The sequence below is a fragment of the Comamonas koreensis genome, assembly GCF_021026195.1.
Classification (GTDB): Bacteria; Pseudomonadota; Gammaproteobacteria; order Burkholderiales; family Burkholderiaceae_C; genus Comamonas; species Comamonas koreensis.
Window position 1 is genome coordinate 223,174 of record NZ_JAJNCT010000034.1, and the last position, 15,715, is coordinate 238,888.

The 15,715-nt window shown below is 61.5% G+C and carries 16 protein-coding genes and 1 pseudogene; 6 read left to right on the forward strand and 11 right to left on the reverse strand.

Annotated elements, in window-relative coordinates; translation table 11 throughout:
* Window positions 1-154: 154 nt before the first annotated feature.
* The 3 genes from LPW39_RS22775 to LPW39_RS22785 all read right to left on the reverse strand — a co-directional run bounded on the left by LPW39_RS22775 (window position 155) and on the right by LPW39_RS22785 (window position 4,463).
* Window positions 155-1,897: a dipeptidase gene (locus tag LPW39_RS22775; protein ID WP_230780886.1), complete on the reverse strand. Its 1,743-nt coding sequence runs from the start codon at window positions 1,895-1,897 to the stop codon at window positions 155-157.
* 171 nt (window positions 1,898-2,068) lie between these two features.
* Window positions 2,069-2,929, reverse strand: coding sequence for a DMT family transporter (locus tag LPW39_RS22780; protein WP_230780888.1), 861 nt, complete (start codon window positions 2,927-2,929; stop codon window positions 2,069-2,071).
* Window positions 2,930-3,065: 136 nt separating this feature from the next.
* Entirely contained in the window at window positions 3,066-4,463 is a 1,398-nt protein-coding gene (locus LPW39_RS22785; protein WP_230780890.1) for an aminotransferase-like domain-containing protein, read from the reverse strand.
* A 153-nt stretch (window positions 4,464-4,616) separates the two neighbouring features.
* On the opposite strand from LPW39_RS22785, the gene LPW39_RS22790 reads away from it, so the two are divergent.
* The gene (locus LPW39_RS22790; protein ID WP_230780892.1) at window positions 4,617-5,057 is read left to right on the forward strand and encodes an acetyltransferase; all 441 of its coding nucleotides are present in this window, start codon (window positions 4,617-4,619) and stop codon (window positions 5,055-5,057) included.
* A 33-nt stretch (window positions 5,058-5,090) separates the two neighbouring features.
* Here LPW39_RS22790 and LPW39_RS22795 read toward each other — a convergent pair whose 3' ends face one another.
* The gene (locus tag LPW39_RS22795) at window positions 5,091-6,062 is read right to left on the reverse strand and encodes a LysR family transcriptional regulator (RefSeq protein ID WP_230780894.1); all 972 of its coding nucleotides are present in this window, start codon (window positions 6,060-6,062) and stop codon (window positions 5,091-5,093) included.
* Between the two features lie 149 nt (window positions 6,063-6,211).
* Between LPW39_RS22795 and LPW39_RS22800 the strand changes: the two genes are divergently transcribed.
* Entirely contained in the window at window positions 6,212-6,454 is a 243-nt protein-coding gene (locus tag LPW39_RS22800; protein WP_133855114.1) for a hypothetical protein, read from the forward strand.
* Between the two features lie 26 nt (window positions 6,455-6,480).
* Here LPW39_RS22800 and LPW39_RS22805 read toward each other — a convergent pair.
* The 3 genes and pseudogenes from LPW39_RS22805 to LPW39_RS22815 form a co-directional block, all read right to left on the reverse strand.
* Window positions 6,481-6,972: pseudogene (locus tag LPW39_RS22805) on the reverse strand (NIF family HAD-type phosphatase).
* 79 nt (window positions 6,973-7,051) lie between these two features.
* Window positions 7,052-8,308 carry a type II toxin-antitoxin system HipA family toxin gene (locus LPW39_RS22810; RefSeq protein ID WP_230780896.1) on the reverse strand — a complete coding sequence of 419 codons (1,257 nt, stop codon included), beginning with the start codon at window positions 8,306-8,308 and terminating at the stop codon, window positions 7,052-7,054.
* Window positions 8,301-8,615, reverse strand: coding sequence for a helix-turn-helix transcriptional regulator (locus tag LPW39_RS22815; RefSeq protein ID WP_330166630.1), 315 nt, complete (start codon window positions 8,613-8,615; stop codon window positions 8,301-8,303). The genes LPW39_RS22810 and LPW39_RS22815 overlap by 8 nt, the downstream gene beginning before the upstream one ends.
* Window positions 8,616-9,118: 503 nt before the next feature.
* Here LPW39_RS22815 and LPW39_RS22820 point away from each other — a divergent pair.
* Entirely contained in the window at window positions 9,119-9,403 is a 285-nt protein-coding gene (locus tag LPW39_RS22820; RefSeq protein ID WP_230780898.1) for a hypothetical protein, read from the forward strand.
* On the opposite strand, the gene LPW39_RS22825 is transcribed toward LPW39_RS22820, so the two are convergent.
* Window positions 9,378-10,016 (reverse strand): TetR/AcrR family transcriptional regulator, encoded by a 639-nt coding sequence (locus LPW39_RS22825; protein WP_230780900.1) that lies wholly within the window; start codon window positions 10,014-10,016, stop codon window positions 9,378-9,380. The two genes, LPW39_RS22820 and LPW39_RS22825, sit on opposite strands and share 26 nt — an antisense overlap.
* A gap of 106 nt (window positions 10,017-10,122) precedes the next feature.
* On the opposite strand from LPW39_RS22825, the gene LPW39_RS22830 reads away from it, so the two are divergent.
* The gene (locus tag LPW39_RS22830) at window positions 10,123-11,394 is read left to right on the forward strand and encodes a beta-ketoacyl-[acyl-carrier-protein] synthase II (RefSeq protein WP_230780902.1); all 1,272 of its coding nucleotides are present in this window, start codon (window positions 10,123-10,125) and stop codon (window positions 11,392-11,394) included.
* A 123-nt stretch (window positions 11,395-11,517) separates the two neighbouring features.
* Here the strand turns inward: LPW39_RS22830 and LPW39_RS22835 are convergent, their stop codons facing one another.
* A complete protein-coding gene (locus LPW39_RS22835; RefSeq protein ID WP_230780903.1) occupies window positions 11,518-11,982 on the reverse strand; it encodes a hypothetical protein in 465 nt (154 codons plus the stop codon).
* A gap of 37 nt (window positions 11,983-12,019) precedes the next feature.
* A complete protein-coding gene (locus LPW39_RS22840; RefSeq protein ID WP_230780905.1) occupies window positions 12,020-12,352 on the reverse strand; it encodes a hypothetical protein in 333 nt (110 codons plus the stop codon).
* 376 nt (window positions 12,353-12,728) lie between these two features.
* On the opposite strand from LPW39_RS22840, the gene LPW39_RS22845 reads away from it, so the two are divergent.
* Entirely contained in the window at window positions 12,729-14,120 is a 1,392-nt protein-coding gene (locus LPW39_RS22845) for an RtcB family protein (protein ID WP_230780907.1), read from the forward strand.
* Window positions 14,121-14,353: 233 nt separating this feature from the next.
* Here LPW39_RS22845 and LPW39_RS22850 read toward each other — a convergent pair whose 3' ends face one another.
* A complete protein-coding gene (locus tag LPW39_RS22850) occupies window positions 14,354-14,839 on the reverse strand; it encodes a hypothetical protein (protein ID WP_230780908.1) in 486 nt (161 codons plus the stop codon).
* Between the two features lie 235 nt (window positions 14,840-15,074).
* Here LPW39_RS22850 and LPW39_RS22855 point away from each other — a divergent pair, with 235 nt between their 5' ends.
* Window positions 15,075-15,584, forward strand: coding sequence for a DUF1993 domain-containing protein (locus LPW39_RS22855; protein WP_230780910.1), 510 nt, complete (start codon window positions 15,075-15,077; stop codon window positions 15,582-15,584).
* Window positions 15,585-15,715: the final 131 nt, after the last annotated feature.

The following is a 15,715-nucleotide window of genomic DNA, read 5'->3' on the forward strand; positions in this document are numbered from 1 at the left end:
AGGCCTTTTGCTTGGGCCACAGCCTCGTGCTTAGAGTCGCTAACACGACCCAGCAAACCGAAGGTTTGCGGTTGAGACGAGGCGCCAAGCCGCAGACAGTACAGACGTACGGCCAGGCTTGGTAACGACGGATCAAGGGTTGTGTTAGCGACTCTTATTGCATCTGCTGCAGGTTGCCGATGCGTACCAGCATCTCGGTAAACATCTGCATATCGGCTTGCAGGTCCGGCACTTCCTTGTACTCCAGCGCATTGTGCGCGGTGTACTTCTTGCCGGGCATCGCAGGGCCAAAGTTGATGGCATTGGGCATCAGCTTGGCGGTGGTGCTGCCAGCAGTCGGCACGGGCTTGGCATCCAGGCCGGTGGTGTCGCCAAAGATGTTCAGCAGGGTCGAGAGCCAGGCACCCTTGGGGTCGCGGGCCATCCAGTTGCCTTGGCTGTAGTCGATCTTGACGGGCACCTTGGTGGCCGCGCTCCAGTTGGCAATGCCCTTTTCCACTTCGGCCTTCAGCTGCTCGGGCGACTTGCCGCGCGGCATGCGGGCATTGGCGGTCACTTCCAGCTGGCCATTGCCGGGCTTGATCAGGTTGGGCGAGATGGTCAGTGGGCCCATGAAGTCGTCCGCGTAGGCAACGTTCAGGCCCTTGCCAAAGTAGTCCATGCCAAACACGCCATTGATGTAGCGCACCGCTTCGCTGTACTGGTTCTGCTGCACCAGGGGCTGGCCCTGGGCGGGCATCAGCGCCGATTGCAGCAGCAAGGCCAGGCGCGGCACGGGGTTCACGCCTTCTTCAGGGCGCGAGCCGTGGGCGGAGGTGCCGGTCACCTTGATATCGATCTTGTTGGCGCTGCTCACCAGGTCCACACTGAACTTGCCAAACTGCTGGTTGCTGGCCACAAAGCCCTCCTTGGCGGCCTGCAGCTTTTGGGCCACGGCGGCCAGCGCGGCGGCATTGCCGGCCTCGATCGTCGCGGTGGCGGTCTGGGCAATCGCATTGGCCGATGCCGCACCCGCCATCGCGGTGATGGCCGGTTGCTGCGGGTCGGTCTTCACATCGGCAAAGCTGGCCTTGATGGCGCCCGTGCCTTTTTCTGCGACCACCGCCGGGTACTTGCTGTCGAGCACGATGTTGTAGTCGGGCAGCTTGGTCTTGTCGCGGTAGTACTTCATCGCATCACCACCGGTCTCTTCGGTGGTTTCGATCATCAGGCGGATGCTGCGCTGCAATGGCAGCTGCGACTGCTTGACGGCCTTCATCGCATACAGCACCGTGGCGATCGAGCCCTTGTCGTCGATGGTGCCGCGCCCGTAGAGCTTGTCGCCCACGCGGGTGACCTTGAAGGGGTCGAGCTGCTGGCCATCTACCACCCATTCGGCCGGCACCACCGGCACCACGTCCGCATGGGTCAGGATGCCGAACTCTTCCGTGCCCTTGCCAGGCAAGGTCACTTCAAAAATGCGGTTGTCCACATTGCGGTACTGCAGGCCAAAGTCCTGGGCCATCTTTTCCACCATGCGGCCAAAGTCGATGATGGCCGGGCTCTCATGCGGTGGCACCTTGGGGTCGCGCACCGTTGGCAGCGCCACCATCTGGCTGATGCTGCTGAGCACCTGGTGCTCTTGCGTCAGGCGGGTGTAGAGGCCCAGCAGGCGGGCCACATTGGCCAGGTCATCGCCTTGCAGAAGCTCGCCTTGCGTGTAGCGCTGCACCGCTGGCGCCAGGCGCGTGTCCTGCTTGGCAGCGTTCTGCAGAAACTGTGCAAAAGTCGCAGGCGCCTTCACCGCTTCGGCGGCAATCGCATCGAGCGCCGGCTTTTGCAGCAGCTGGGCCTGGGCGCCGGCCGCTGCCAAGGCAATGCCCAAGGCGATGGCGGTGTGGCGGAATACGGTCTTCATAGCAAACCTCGTCTCTTATTTTGGAAAGCCGAAAGAATAGCCGTTTTCTGCCCCGCCCTGCGCCAGAAAACGCCGCCAGCACCACGCAGAACATGCCGAACATGCCCGCTTGGTATCGGATGCAGACAGCGTGTTGCCCCAGCTGCTGTCAAACGCCGTGTGGCGGCTGGATCAGGCGTATTTCTTGGCCCCCGCCACGCAGACCACCGCCACCAGGGTCACGACCAGCATCGACCAGCTGACCTGCTCATGCAGCAGCACAGCAGCCAAAGCCAAACCCATAAAGGGCTGCAGCAGCTGCAGCTGGCCGACCGCCGCAATGCCCCCTTGCGCCAGGCCCCGGTACCAGAACACAAAGCCGATCAGCTGGCTGAAGACTGCCACATAGACAAAGCTGAGCCAGGTGGCGCTGCGCACATGCGCCAGGCTGGTAGGGGCCAGCCACAGCGCCAACGGCAGCATCAGCGGCAGCGACAAAATCAAGGCCCAGCTGATGACCTGCCAGCCGCCCAGCGTGCGCGACAGGCGCGCGCCCTCGGCATAGCCCATGCCGCAGACCAGCACAGCGGCCAGCATCAGCAGATCGCCACTCAGCGTGCCTTGCCCGCCGCCCAGGGCGGCATAGCCCGCCACCACGGCAGCCCCCACCAGCGAGAAGACCCAGAACAGCCCCCCGGGCCGCTCACCGCCACGCAGTACCGCAAAAATGGCGGTGGACAGCGGCAGCAAGCCGATAAAGACGATGGAATAGGCGGAAGTCATGCGCTGCAGCGCCAAGGCCGTCAGCAGCGGAAAACCCACCACCACGCCCAAGGCCGCAATTGCGAGTGACGGCACATCGGCTGCCGCAGGCCGGCGCGCACGCTGGGCCAGCAAAAACGCACCACCCAACAGCGCCGCCACCACGGCGCGGGCGCAGGTCAAAAAACTGGGGTTCAAATCCGCCACCGCCACCCGCGTGGCCGGTAGCGACCCGGCAAAAATCGCCACACCGACCAGGCCATTGACCCAGCCGCCCGTACTTTTCTCCATGCAACACTCCTTGATCGAGCCAGGAGTACACCATGGGGCCTGCACTGCGCACCAGACACAGTGCAGTACAGTTCAAAGAAACTGTTATCAATAAAAAGCAATACAGTTGATGAAGGGCTGCGCAAAAAGGCAGCCGTCAGCGGCTCGCCGTGGCTTGGTTCAAGGCCCGGGCCAGCACCGCAAACACCCGCTCATCTGCGCACTGCGACACATTGAATCGCACATAATCCCCCGCCGACTGCGACTGGCTGAACGAGTTGCCTGGCGCCAGCACCACCCCTTCCTGCAGGCAAGCCTTTGCCACCGCCGCAGCATCGGCGCCTTGCGGCAGACGGCACCACAGAAACATGCCGGACTGCGGCATCAAGGCGGGCTCCACCCGCAGCTTGCGCAGCCGCTGGGCCACCTTCTCCATGTTCTCGGCCAGGCGCTGGCGCACCAGGTCCATGTGCTTGCGGTAGCCGCTGTCGGTCAGGGTTTTCAGGATGATGTCCTGCGCCAGCCGCCCGGCGCCAAAGGTGGTGGCCAGCTTCAGATCGACCAGGCCCTCGATCCATTCGGGCCGCGCCGCCAGGTAGCCACAGCGCACCGAGGCGGAGATGGTCTTGGAAAAGCTGCCGATCTGGATCACCCGGGCCAGCCCGTCAAACGCAGCCAGCCGGGGCGCATGTTGGTTCTCGAAGTCGGCAAAGATATCGTCTTCCACAATCACCAGGTCCGAGCTTTCCACCAGCTTGAGCAGCCGGTGCGCGACCAGCGGCGACAGCGCGGCACCCGTGGGGTTGTGGATGCCGGCATTGGTGATGTAGAGCCGGGGCTGGTGCTCTTGCAGGGCCTTGTCGAACAGCTGCACATCGGGGCCCTGCTGCGTGTAGGGCACGCCCACCGCCTGTACCTGGTGCGCCTTGAGCAGCGCATGGAAGTTGAAGTAGCAGGGGTCATCGACCAGCACCTTGTCGCCAGGCTTGAGCAGGAAGCGGCACACCAGGTCGATGGCCTGCGTGCCTGACTCGGTCAGCATCACCTGCTCGGGCGACACCTCAATGCCGGTGGCCGCCATGCGCCTGGCCAGCAGCTGGCGCAGGCCCGGGCTGCCCAGCGGCGTGGCATATTCGGTCAGCTCCGCCAGCGGCCCCCGCGCCTGCGCACGCAGCGCGCGCCGAATGCCCTCTTCAAACATCCAGTCCGGCGGCAGCCAGCCGCAGCCCGGGCGCAAGGTGGTCTGCGCACTCTCCAGCGATTGGCGCGACACCCAGAGCGGATCAACCACCCGGTCCAGCTTGGGCCCCAGCTCCAGCAGTGCCAGCGGTGCCACCGGCCCGTTGACATAAAAGCCAGCCCCCGGCCGCGCAACGACCAGGCCCTCGGCCGCCAGCCGCTCATAAGCCTCCACCACCGTCGATACCGACATGCCCAGCAGCCCCGCCTGCTGCCGCACCGATGGCAGCCGCGTGCCCGGCAAGTAGCTGCGCGAGGCCATACCGGCACGCACATGTGCCATCACCTGCTGGATAAGGGTCCCGTTGCGCGCCATCGTCAGCCCCACTGTTCTGCTAAAAACTCCATAACGGTGGAGCTTAATTGTTATTGGATGCCGATGCCAGCCGTGGGTTGTGCCATGCCCATGCGCAGTTGCGCCGTGAGCGCCTCAGGCCCCCAGCACAGCAGGCCTGTGCATAATTCCAGGATGATCACTATCCGCCCCTCCCGCCCCGAAGATGGCCCACGCGCCGTCGATATCTGGCGCCAGGCCGTAGACGCCACCCACCACTTCTTGCAACCAGAGGACCGAGCGGCCCTCGATGCGCTGGTCAGCAGCTTCCTGCCCCAGGCGCCGCTCTGGCTGGCCGTTGATGCGCAGGACCACCCGCTCGCCTTTATGCTCATCGACAACGGCCACATGGAAGCACTGTTCGTAGACCCCGCCGCCCGGGGCCAAGGCCTGGGCGCCGAGCTGGTGCGCCATGGGCTGTCACTGCATGCAGAGATGAGCACCGATGTGAACGAGCAGAATGCACAGGCCGTGGGCTTTTACGAAAAGATGGGCTTTCGGCGCACCGGGCGTTCGGCGGTGGATGGACAGGGGCGACCTTATCCGCTGATCCATTTGAAGTACGGCAGTGCTTGATAACGCAGGCAAGCACCAACCCAGCGCGCATCGTTAGGGCGCTTCGCTGGCTGGCACCTGCGCCAACGCCGGATGCTCCGGCAGCACCTCCAGCAAATAGTCCACAAAGCTTCGCACCTTCGCAGGCACATACTGCCGGTCGCGGAAGCAGGCAAAAAAGTCCAGGGTCACATCCTCCAGCTGCAGCGGTCCCGGTGCGGCTTTGCGGCCCTTGCGCGCGGGCTGCAGCACCAGCGGCACCAGCCGTCCTTCCTGCACATGGCGCTGGGTGATAAAGCTGCCAGCCCAGACGATGCCGCCACCGGCAACCGCCAGCTCCACCAGCGCATCGATATCGGTGCCAATGGCGGCAATGCGCAGGCCGGGGTCGATCCGGCGGCCATCGCGCACAAAGGGCCAGCGCATAAAGCGCCCGTCCCGCTCGCGGCGGTACAGCAAGCAGGCATGCTGCAGCAGATCCTCGGCCACCTGCGGGCGGCCATGCTTTTCCAGATACGCGGGCGAGGCATACAGAAAGCGCGGCATGGCGGCGAGTGGTCGCACGGACATCCCGGGCTCCAGCACATCGCGGTAGCGGATGCTGACGTCCACATCCTCCTTGAGCACATCGACATCGCGGTCGGTCACCAGCAATTCCAGCTCCAGCTGCGGGTGGCGCGCCTGGAAGGCCGGCAGCAAGGGCGCCAACACATGGCGGCCAAAGGCGGCCATGCAGGCCACGCGCAGCCGCCCTTGCACGGCCCCATGCACCAGCGACACATCGGCCTGCGCGCGCGCCAGTTCATCCAGCACCGGCGCCACCCGGGCCAGGTAGCGCTCGCCCGCTTCGGTCAACGCCATTGAGCGCGTGGTGCGCGTGATCAGCCGCGTGCCCAGCTCGCGCTCCAGCCGCGCAATGTTCTGGCTGGCCGCCGCCGGAGAGATACCCAGCTGGCGTGCAGCCGAGGCGATGGAGCCCCCTTCCAGGGCTTTGACAAAGATGTCGATAGCGCGCAGATTCGTCATGAATGTGAATGTATCCCCAAACCCATTCGTAAATCTGGATTACGAGTTCTGCAAGCCGGCGCCCTCTACCGCCGCAGCTGCCGCATGCGTACAGTGACCCCTAAGGCAGCGGGCCAAAGGGCCCGGCCACGATGGATTTGGAGCCAGCTATGCAGAATGTGATTGAGGCAGTGACGCCCAAGGGCGATGTGGTTTTTCGGGCAGCGGATGGGAGCTATATCGTCGCCCAGCAGATTGATGCCAAGCCCTTGAAGCAGGCGCAGATCCTGGAGGGCGCACTGGAGACGATTGGCATCGAGACTGCGACCGATGTGGCTACGGGGCTGCGCTACGAGTTCTTCATTGCCGGCTATGGGCTGTCACGCGAAGGGGCGTTTGGGGCGCCGGAGTGAATGATTTGGGCACAGGGTTCACGGCGTCAGCACGCACGCGCCAGCAAATCGTCGGCAAGCTGGAGCAACGCCTTGTCATCTTGCTGGCCCTGAAACGCTTGGATAGCGACAAGATTCTTTGGCTGACGCATCACTTTCTCCGGCGAGTCATCGACGATCAGAATCTGCTCCAGCGCGTAGCCCTGGCTCTGCACCTTTCGGAGATCCTTGATGTACACATAGCCATTGGTCTGCGGATGGATGCGCTGAACACAGCGCTCTACCGACCAGGCGAAACGCAGATCAAATGGAGGGCGGAATAAATGCGCGATCACGGCGTCCACATAGGCGCGTGACGCAGAGGATCACACAGCAAAGTCGTAACACAGACTGGTTTTCTGCAGGAGCGTCTGTAGATGTGGACGCACATACACATGGTGTTCCTGCCACGCAAAATCAGCGGGATGCGCAAACGGTTCGGCCACAGCATGCACCAGGGTCTCGTCCAAATCAAAGATCAGCAATTTCTTCATCTGCATGGCAGCTACCGCTATAGCCGATTGTCATCAAAGATGAGTGCAACCCTCTCCGTTTCACAGCTTTACCAATCCGCTTGCGCTAACGAAGACGGGCCAAGTTGGCATCAATCTGGCGTTGAATTTCCTGCAATGTCTCTTTCTGAATCGCACCCCTGTGCAGTTCTGCTGCGATGGATGTGAACCGACTTGCCACCGCTCCCATCTTTTCGATCAACTCGCTTGCCGCTTGCATTGTCAAATCCGCTTCGGCGGCCAGTTGCATCATCTGCTCCCGGCCGATGTTCAAGGCTTCGCCGCAGACGTCCATCTGGTGCCAGCCTCCCGGACCTGTGCAATACGTCACGTCATACGCTGGCGATAACTGCCAATTCCCCGCCTGGTCCATGCGGTAGGAGAAATTCTTGGTGTGGTCATCACGGTTGTTGAATACCACATTGAACAGCGCACGCTCAAATGCCACGGCCTTCTGGCGGATATCTCGGGTGCACAGGTGGGTGGCACGCAAAAAGTTCTGGTAGTTGAGAGAGCCAGGCCCTTGGTAGTCCGCCCCGGTAAACGATGCCAGGCTTTGGACAGGTATACGCATGTCATGGAGACGATCGAACCGCTTGCTGGCAAACGCTGCATGGCCGCCCGGCAGATGGAAATGCAGGCTATCGGGCGTTTGCACATCGCACAGCTGCAGGCAATGGGCGTACACCGATTCGATGGCGCAGACTTCCGGGTGTTCGGACTTGGCTGGAAACTTGACCAGCCAAGGCTCATAACCTGCGATATGGGCGGTCGTGAATTCCAAGGTCAGCGGGTCTCGGTACACCAGAGCCTTGGGCCGTGCACCTTGGGGCGATCCACCCACTTGCATCAGCATCTCCAGGTATTCGCCGCCCTTACCGCGCATGACCTCCTGAACGCCCAAAGCCAAGCTTTCCAGCGATACGTGCTGATCCGACTCCATGCCTTCTGGAGCCACAGGCTCGAAGGTCATGGCACCCAGCGCGTTGTTGCCCACATAGGCCAAGCGCTCCAGCGGACCGATGCTGGCAGGCGAAAGCTGCCGTTTGCGAAATAGCCGATCCATCAAGAGCATGCCCCAGCCGTCGGGCAAAGCATCATAGGCAGGGCCTGGCAGCTCCAGCTGGTGTACAGGAAAGCCTTTGGTGGTCTTTTGCTTGAGAGGCAGCCGATGGGACGAGAGCTCGATATTGCGGCTCAGCGCTTCGCTGCTGTATTCAAAGACGGTCACGGGCCGAGAGGTAACGCGCCGCGTGCGCACCAAGGTGCCCCAGAGCCATCGTTCGCCCCAGCCTTCGTAGTAGATGTTGACGGTTTCAAGCACGGGAGCCCTTGTTTCTGACGCGCTGCCGATTCGCAGTGGCCTCATAACGATTTACATCGTCAATGCTACCGAGAGAAGGAAGAAAAAGGTTTTCAAGCTCGCTGCTGCGCCCCAAGGCCATCGCCACTCGCACAATGTATTCCAGCTTCACGGAGTGACCTGACTCCACGTTGGAGATCGTCGATTTACTCACTCCCGCGCGCGCTGCCAACTCGCCTTGGGTCATCGCCTGAGCCACGCGCTCCACGCGCAGGCGGTCGCAAATACGTTGAACAATTTCCTCGGGAGTAGAGAAATTTAATTCCACAATTCTGCTGCTTAAGTTGGAAATACAGACTTAAATACTTAAATTGTAGATTTATATGCAGGTGGTGTCAAATGTGGAGCCGCTGAAAATGCAACCGTTGATCGCGATTTGCCGGCTGTATCCAACATAGCGTCGCCGCTATCCTTCAACAACCGGAGGCGCCAACTGTTCCCGCAAGGTAGCCAAGATTTCCTCAGACAGCTACCGGTTGCCTGCCGCCGCAGCCAAGGCCAGATTGCCATCCTGGCTGCGGGCTGGGGCATTGGTCAGAGCCACCGGCTGCTGGCGGAATCGATGATGCAGTCAGGCACCTTTACTACCTGATTGGAACGGCCATACCTTGCCCATATCGCTGATGTCCCCTTCCGCCAAGTGGCGTGTGCCAAGGGATTTGTGGAATGGCTGGGGCGGCACTTGAAGCGGGAAAAGAATCGGTAGCCATTAGGATCTAGCCTGCGTTTCCAATCCGGGTCAAACGCCTACGTTTTTAAATACAGCATTCAATGACGATCATCCAAATTGGAACGCTTGCACTCATTGCCGCTTGCACCTTGGTCCTGCTGCTAAATTGGGCATCTCTTATCGAGGCCCAGATCAGTAAGAAAGGATTCAGCTTCGCGCCTCCGTGGATATGCGGGCTGTCCGCCAGCATCGCGATGTATTTCTATCCAGGAGGATCCCTGAAAGCTTACGCGTGGGCTCCCCTGCTTCTCGATCCCAGTATCAGCCTGGTTCTCGTGGCACTGGCTTGGCAGGGCATGGTCAAGAGGACCCAGAAGAAGCGCTAACCGTCCTCACATCGGGCGCCGCCCACTCCGCAGGCGGCGCCAACTGCTCCCGCAAAGTAGCCAAGATCTCCTCAGACAACGCCGGGTTGCCCGCCGCCGTAGCGCGGGCCAGCACCAGGGCCCCCACCATGCTGCTGAGCGTCACGATGGTCTGGGCGCGCTTGGCAGGCCCATCGCCCGGCACGACTTCCATAAAGCGCTGGATATTGCGCTCCACCCCTTGCGCAAATGCTTCGGACATCTCCGGCCCGGCGCGGGCCGCATCGGTGGCCAAGGCGGCGGCGGGGCAGCCTTCGCCGGGGTGGTCACGGTGGTTGGCCGACAGGTAGCCATGCACCAAGGCGCGCAGCCGGGCGGGCGGCGCATCATCGGCAGCAGCGGCATCCAGACCTTCGAGCGGCGTGATGGTCCAGTCAAAGGCGCGCAGGCAGGCCTCTCTGGCGAGGGCATCCTTGGATGCAAAGTGGCGGTAGAGCCCGCCATGCGTCAGGCCCGCATCACGCGTGATCTCGGCCACGCCCACGCCCTCCAGGCCCTTTTCGCGGTAGAGGCGCGCAGCGGCATCCACGATGCCTTCGCGGTTTTCGGCGGCTTGTGCTTTGCTGACTTTCATGCGTTAGATGATACCCATCATCAAAACTCATTTATGATGACGCCCATCATCAATAAGGCTGGGCGCTCGTTGTACCGCGATGGCGCCCAACCGCGAAAGCTGCCATATGGATCGTCGTGTCGTTATCACCGGGCTGGGCCTGGTGTCACCGCTGGGTTGCAATGTGGAGCTGGCCTGGCAGCGTTTGCTGGCGGGCCAGTCGGGCGTGCGTGCGCTGGCCGCCGAGGTCGGTGAAGGCACCGGCGTCACCGTCGCTGGCCGCGTACCCAGTTTGCAAGAAGACCCGCAAGCCGGCTGGAGCGCCGAGGCCATCATCGCCGCCAAAGAGCTGCGCCGCATGGACCGCTTCATCGCCTTTGCGCTGGGCGCCGCTGACCAGGCGCTGGCGCATGCGCAGTGGGGCCAAGCCAGCGCCGAACAGTTGGAGCGCGCCGCCACCGTCATCGGCTCCGGCGTGGGCGGCTTCAGCACCATTACCGACGCCGTACGCACCACTGACGGCAAAGGGCCGCAGCGCCTCTCGCCCTTTACCGTGCCGGCCTTTCTGGCCAACCTGGCCGCCGGGCAGGTCTCCATCCGCCACCAGCTCAAGGGCCCGCTGGGCGCGCCAGTCACCGCCTGCGCCGCCAGCATCCAGGCGATTGGCGATGCGGCACGCTTGATCCGCAACAACGAGGCCGACATGGCGCTGTGCGGCGGCAGCGAAGCCACGATTGACCGTGTGGCGCTGGGCAGCTTTGCCGCCGCCAAGGCTGTCGCCACCGGCGGCGAGGACTATCCAGGCCAGGTGTCCCGGCCTTTTGACATGGCGCGCGAAGGCTTTGTGATGGCCGAAGGCGCAGGCCTTCTGGTGCTGGAGGCTTTGGACCATGCGCTGGCGCGCGGTGCTACGCCGCTGGCCGAAGTTGTGGGCTATGGCACCTCGGCCGATGCCTACCATGTCACCTCCGGCCCCGAGGACGGATCGGGCGCCGCCCGCTCCATGCGCGCCGCCTTGCGCCAGGCGCAACTCCAACCAAGCGATATCCAGCACCTCAATGCCCATGCCACCTCCACCCCGGTTGGCGATCGCGGCGAGCTCGCTGCCATCCGCCAGGTGTTTGGCGCCAGCACGGGCCCCTCCATCACCGCCACCAAATCGGCCCTGGGGCATATGCTGGGCGCCGCCGGCGGGGCTGCTGCCATCTTTACCGTCTTGGCCTTGCGCGACCAGATGGCGCCGCCTGTGCTTAATCTGGACAACCCGGACCCTTTAGCCGACGGTCTGGATCTGATTCGCGGCAGTGCGCGGGCGCATGCGATCGAGCATGCGATGCTCAACGGGTTTGGGTTTGGGGGGGTGAATGCTTCGTTGGTGTTGAAGCGGTATGGGGTTTGAGGTGATGTGAGACAGGTGCCACCTGATACCTGAGAGATTCAGTCTCAAGAACCATTGCAAGCATCTGCGCAAATTTGCTCACTCTAGAGCGCGCTGCCAGGCATATTGGATGCCCCCCAGCCCTCAGGGTGGCGTCAGTCCTGGACGCACCGCATCCCGAAGAAAGCGCTCGGGATCTTGTATATATGCTGCAGCGCGGGAACACCTGAATGCCGATTCAATGGCCGAAGGACTGGCTTCCGCCAACCTCCAAAGTTCAACGGAGAAAAGTTTTGCCTCCAGTAACTTGCAGAGATCGCAAATCCGATTGACGAACTCGGAGTCTCGGGACCTCGCATCAATACGAGCACTGATCCCCTCTTCCAACGCCTCATCAAGAACCACGTCGACTCTATTTCCTGCTGTGCTTCCGTAAACAAACCAGTCGTCCATCATTTCATCCGGCTCACCGAGGCGATCCAATAACCAAACCTGTGCAACAGACGCTTCGTGACTTGAAAATGTTGACGCATCAAAGCATTCTTGCGCCCTGACCGGCAAGTGGCCATCGCGAGGTATGAATAGGAGGTCGAATTGCCAAACTGCCATCGGTAGCGCGATCCTTTCTGCCAATACGGTGCAGCACTTATGAAAACCGTTCAATGAGCCGGTCACATGCCAAGCGCACGAGTCTCAGATGCTCCTCGTGCAGCGCCAATGCCTCGCTGTCGCACTTCTCAAGCCAAGCTTGGGAGCAATGCTTACGAACTTCTGGCGAAGGATGGTGATCCGTTTCGCTCGCTATCGCAACGAAAAGCATAAAGTCAGGATCGTTTTCAAGGCGTGAATCACTGAACCTCAGCGCAGCCAACAGACGAATCCCCTCTATGAATGGGGTCCTGCGATGGGCAAGGTCGCGGGCAGTGTTAACCACTGCGTTCTTGGTCTCCAATCGGAGCGTCTCATCAACGCCATGCATACCAACTCCTCTCGAACCATAGTCTCAACAGCCGGTGCCAATCCGAATTTGCCCATTGTGCTGTACTGCCTTTGCCATGTTCGACATCTGTTGAAGCCATCGAGCTACCAAGCTGCTAGTGATGCCCATTTAATGGACTGGACAGCTTACACACCAGCATGGGATGCACGGCCAGCCTGAGCGATTTCGTTACTGCGCATGACGCGCAACCCTGCACACCGCGTTGCGCAAATGCCTCGCCCAACAAATGGGCCTTCGCATGGAAACCCAGGTGGCCTATACTCGGCCACCTCATCCTTCTTGGTGCTGCTGCCAGAAGGTGCGTAGACCCTCCGTCACACGGAGGGTGTTTGTTTGCGTACCTGTTTTCAGCATCATGTCGAACTTTCCCCGACTCCAAAAAGCCCTGTCTCGCCAGGGCATCCATGTCTCGTTCCGAGACGGTATCTACAACATCCACAACGCGCATGCAGCGGCATCGATCCTGCTGCCCGCCACTTTGCCCCTGGAGCAAAAGGCAGTGACCCAGCTGCTTGAGTTTGCCTCCGTGGCCGATCCGCAGGGCCAAGGCGCTGTCTGCAAGGCCTGTGCAACGCCCGACTTCCACCCGGGCAGCATTGCGCCGGTTGGCGCCGTGGTCGCCACATCGCGGGACTTTGTCATACCCGCCGCGATAGGCAACGACATCAACTGTGGCATCCGGATCATGCGCACGGGACTCAACCTGGCCCAGGCCGAGGCACACAAGACCAGCATCATTGCCAAGCTCAAGAGAGCCATCCTGGAGAATGGCCGCGATGTGCCGGTGCGCAGTGCCGGCTTCAAGGCGCTGTTTGACGATGGCCCAGCCAGCTTTCTGGAGCAGTTGCCGGAGCTGGGCCTATGGCGCGCCGCCGATCGCGATCAACTTCAGCGCGAGCTGGCAGCCTGCGTGGGGCTCGGCAGCTTCCAGGGCGATGCACGCTATGGGCCTGAGGCCTTGATGCAAAGCCGCGAAATCGTGCGTCCGCCCTCTGCAGCGGAGCTGGGCGGAGGCAACCATTTTCTGGAGTTCAACGTTGTCGACGAGGTCTTCGAGCGGCATGCGGCTTACGAAGCCGGCCTTAAAAAAGGCGATATTACCGTGATGATCCACACCGGCTCGCGCGATGTCGGCTTCTATGTGGGCCGCCGTTGGATGGACCTGGCAAAACAAGAGTGGCCCCAAGGCCTCAAACACCCCAGCCATGGGCTCTATGGCTTGAGCGGCCATCTGGCTGCCGAGTACATGAAGGCCATGGGCGTGGCCGCCCGCTACGCCTGGTTCAACCGCATGGCCCTGGGCGAAATCGTGCGCCAGCAATTGGCCGACATTGCAGCGCCAGATGCATCGTCGGTGATTGTGGATGTGCCACACAACGTGGTTCTGCAAGAAGGCGAATTCAATGTGCACCGCAAAGGCTCCACGCCCGCGCATGATGGCCAGTGGGCCTTGATTCCCGGATCGATGGGCGACCACTCCTACCTGGTCAAGGGCCTGGGCCACGAAGACTGGCTGCGCTCCTGCAGCCACGGCGCTGGTCGCCAGGTGCGCCGCCAGGATATCCGCCGAATGAAGCAGCCCCTGGTCGACACGGTCTGGCAATGCATCACCTTGCGTGAGGAGCGGCTCATCGAGGAAGCATCCAGCGCCTACAAACCTGTGGGGCCCGTTTTGCAGGCCCAGGAGCAGGCAGGTTTGATCCGCGCCAGCGTTCGCTTGAAGCCTTGGCTAACGTTCAAGGCTTGATGGCTACAGAAAGCCGTTGGTCTTGATGGCCAGCGGCTTTCACTGGCGGCAAGCCAATGCGCTAACCTGCACGTTCAATTGCATGTATCAACCCAGATTTTTTTGTCTACACATGAACACCATTGACGCTGGAATGCACAAATCGCCTGCATATACGGGCAGTTGGCGGTGATGCGGCTTGGAGTTGATTGGAACCTCTTACTTCTCAAGCAGCCCGCAGCCGAGCCCTCTACTCAAATTTCATAGGCATAGCTACACCGAAGCTCAGCTCCTTTCAGCGCGGCTTGAAAGGGCTCCGGAGCCTCTTGGATTGTGGCCACAAAGCTGGCCTTGAGTTTGCCGCCCCCCATGCTGCCCTTGTACTTGATGCTCTTGGGTTGGGCCTGAAGCTGCAGCCGGTTGGCCCCCGACAGGGCCACATCCAACTTGAAGATGCCACGGCGAAAATCCGTGCGCTCAGTGGCCTCTGCCTGCGGCGACGCCAAGCCCAGGGTTTGCGCACCGTAGGAAAGTTGCAGATCGACATCCACGATGGAGGCGGGAATAGCGCCCACCAGGCTTATCGCCTGCCCGGCATGGCTGCTAGTGCAATTTAGTTGCGCAGTATTGGCACCGGCGATGGCCTGGCCGGTGAGAGCGAATGGCAACACCAGGGCGCAGAGCGGCAAGAATTTTTTCATCGGTTTTCCTTCAGCAGCAGGACAGGGGTTGCGCAGCATGGGCTGCATCAGATCGGCGGCATCGATAGGACCATCTGGGCCCGGTTCATGGCGGTGTCCCCCACCTGGTCATAGATTGTCGTCGGCCTATGTTCATGGATGCAACTGGCGTCCAGCCAGCCGATAACGGCACCATGCGCGCTGTTGGATTCGTTTGCTGGTAGCCTCCCATGCCAGGCAGAATCTCTGCCAGCCCCACCACGGCCATCGTGCCATTTCAAAAAGTGAACCCTCTATGACCAGCCCGCTGTACACCGCCTCCATTCCCGTCATGCAGCAGATGTTGCGAGCCCTGTCAGAGGTGCTCAAGAAGGCCGAAGACCATGCGGCGCAACGCAACATCGATCCCAATGCGCTGCTGCAGGCACGGCTGTTCCCCGAAATGTTTCCGCTGGTTCGCCAGGTGCAGATCGCCTCGGACTTCTCCAAGGGCATCGCCTCCCGCCTGGCCGGCGCCGAAGTGCCATCCTGGCCCGACACGGAGACCAGCTTCGCTGACCTGCAAGCCTTGATCGCCAAGGCGCTGGCCCATCTCGAATCCTTCCCAGCCGCGCAGTTTGATCTGAGCGAAAGCCGCGACATCGTATTGCGCCCCGGCACGCCCAAGGAAAAGAAGCTGACCGCCAGTGCCTATCTGCTGCACTATGGTCTGCCGCAGTTCTTCTTCCATGTGACCACCGCCTATGCCATCTTGCGCCACAACGGTGTGGAGGTTGGCAAGCGCGACTATATGGGCACCTATTAAGGCCGGCGGCAGCACTCTAGCGCTGCCACTCGATAGCGGAGTGCGACAGGTAGATCGCTTGGCAATCCAGTGAGGGCTATCTTGGAGGCCACTGGAAAAAAGCAGCGCCCAAGAACCTGTTCAAAGAGCCA

What these genes read in the sequence shown, in the direction of transcription:
- LPW39_RS22835 (WP_230780903.1), bottom strand. Translation starts at nt 11,982, where the DNA reads ATGGCAGTTTGGCAATTCGACCTCCTATTCATACCTCGCGATGGCCAC.
- LPW39_RS22790 (WP_230780892.1), top strand. Translation starts at nt 4,617, where the DNA reads ATGATCACTATCCGCCCCTCCCGCCCCGAAGATGGCCCACGCGCCGTC.
- LPW39_RS22800 (WP_133855114.1), top strand. Translation starts at nt 6,212, where the DNA reads ATGCAGAATGTGATTGAGGCAGTGACGCCCAAGGGCGATGTGGTTTTT.
- LPW39_RS22840 (WP_230780905.1), bottom strand. Translation starts at nt 12,352, where the DNA reads ATGCATGGCGTTGATGAGACGCTCCGATTGGAGACCAAGAACGCAGTG.
- LPW39_RS22795 (WP_230780894.1), bottom strand. Translation starts at nt 6,062, where the DNA reads ATGACGAATCTGCGCGCTATCGACATCTTTGTCAAAGCCCTGGAAGGG.
- LPW39_RS22850 (WP_230780908.1), bottom strand. Translation starts at nt 14,839, where the DNA reads ATGCTGCGCAACCCCTGTCCTGCTGCTGAAGGAAAACCGATGAAAAAA.
- LPW39_RS22825 (WP_230780900.1), bottom strand. Translation starts at nt 10,016, where the DNA reads ATGAAAGTCAGCAAAGCACAAGCCGCCGAAAACCGCGAAGGCATCGTG.
- LPW39_RS22785 (WP_230780890.1), bottom strand. Translation starts at nt 4,463, where the DNA reads ATGGCGCGCAACGGGACCCTTATCCAGCAGGTGATGGCACATGTGCGT.
- LPW39_RS22830 (WP_230780902.1), top strand. Translation starts at nt 10,123, where the DNA reads ATGGATCGTCGTGTCGTTATCACCGGGCTGGGCCTGGTGTCACCGCTG.
- LPW39_RS22845 (WP_230780907.1), top strand. Translation starts at nt 12,729, where the DNA reads ATGTCGAACTTTCCCCGACTCCAAAAAGCCCTGTCTCGCCAGGGCATC.
- LPW39_RS22855 (WP_230780910.1), top strand. Translation starts at nt 15,075, where the DNA reads ATGACCAGCCCGCTGTACACCGCCTCCATTCCCGTCATGCAGCAGATG.
- LPW39_RS22780 (WP_230780888.1), bottom strand. Translation starts at nt 2,929, where the DNA reads ATGGAGAAAAGTACGGGCGGCTGGGTCAATGGCCTGGTCGGTGTGGCG.
- LPW39_RS22820 (WP_230780898.1), top strand. Translation starts at nt 9,119, where the DNA reads ATGACGATCATCCAAATTGGAACGCTTGCACTCATTGCCGCTTGCACC.
- LPW39_RS22775 (WP_230780886.1), bottom strand. Translation starts at nt 1,897, where the DNA reads ATGAAGACCGTATTCCGCCACACCGCCATCGCCTTGGGCATTGCCTTG.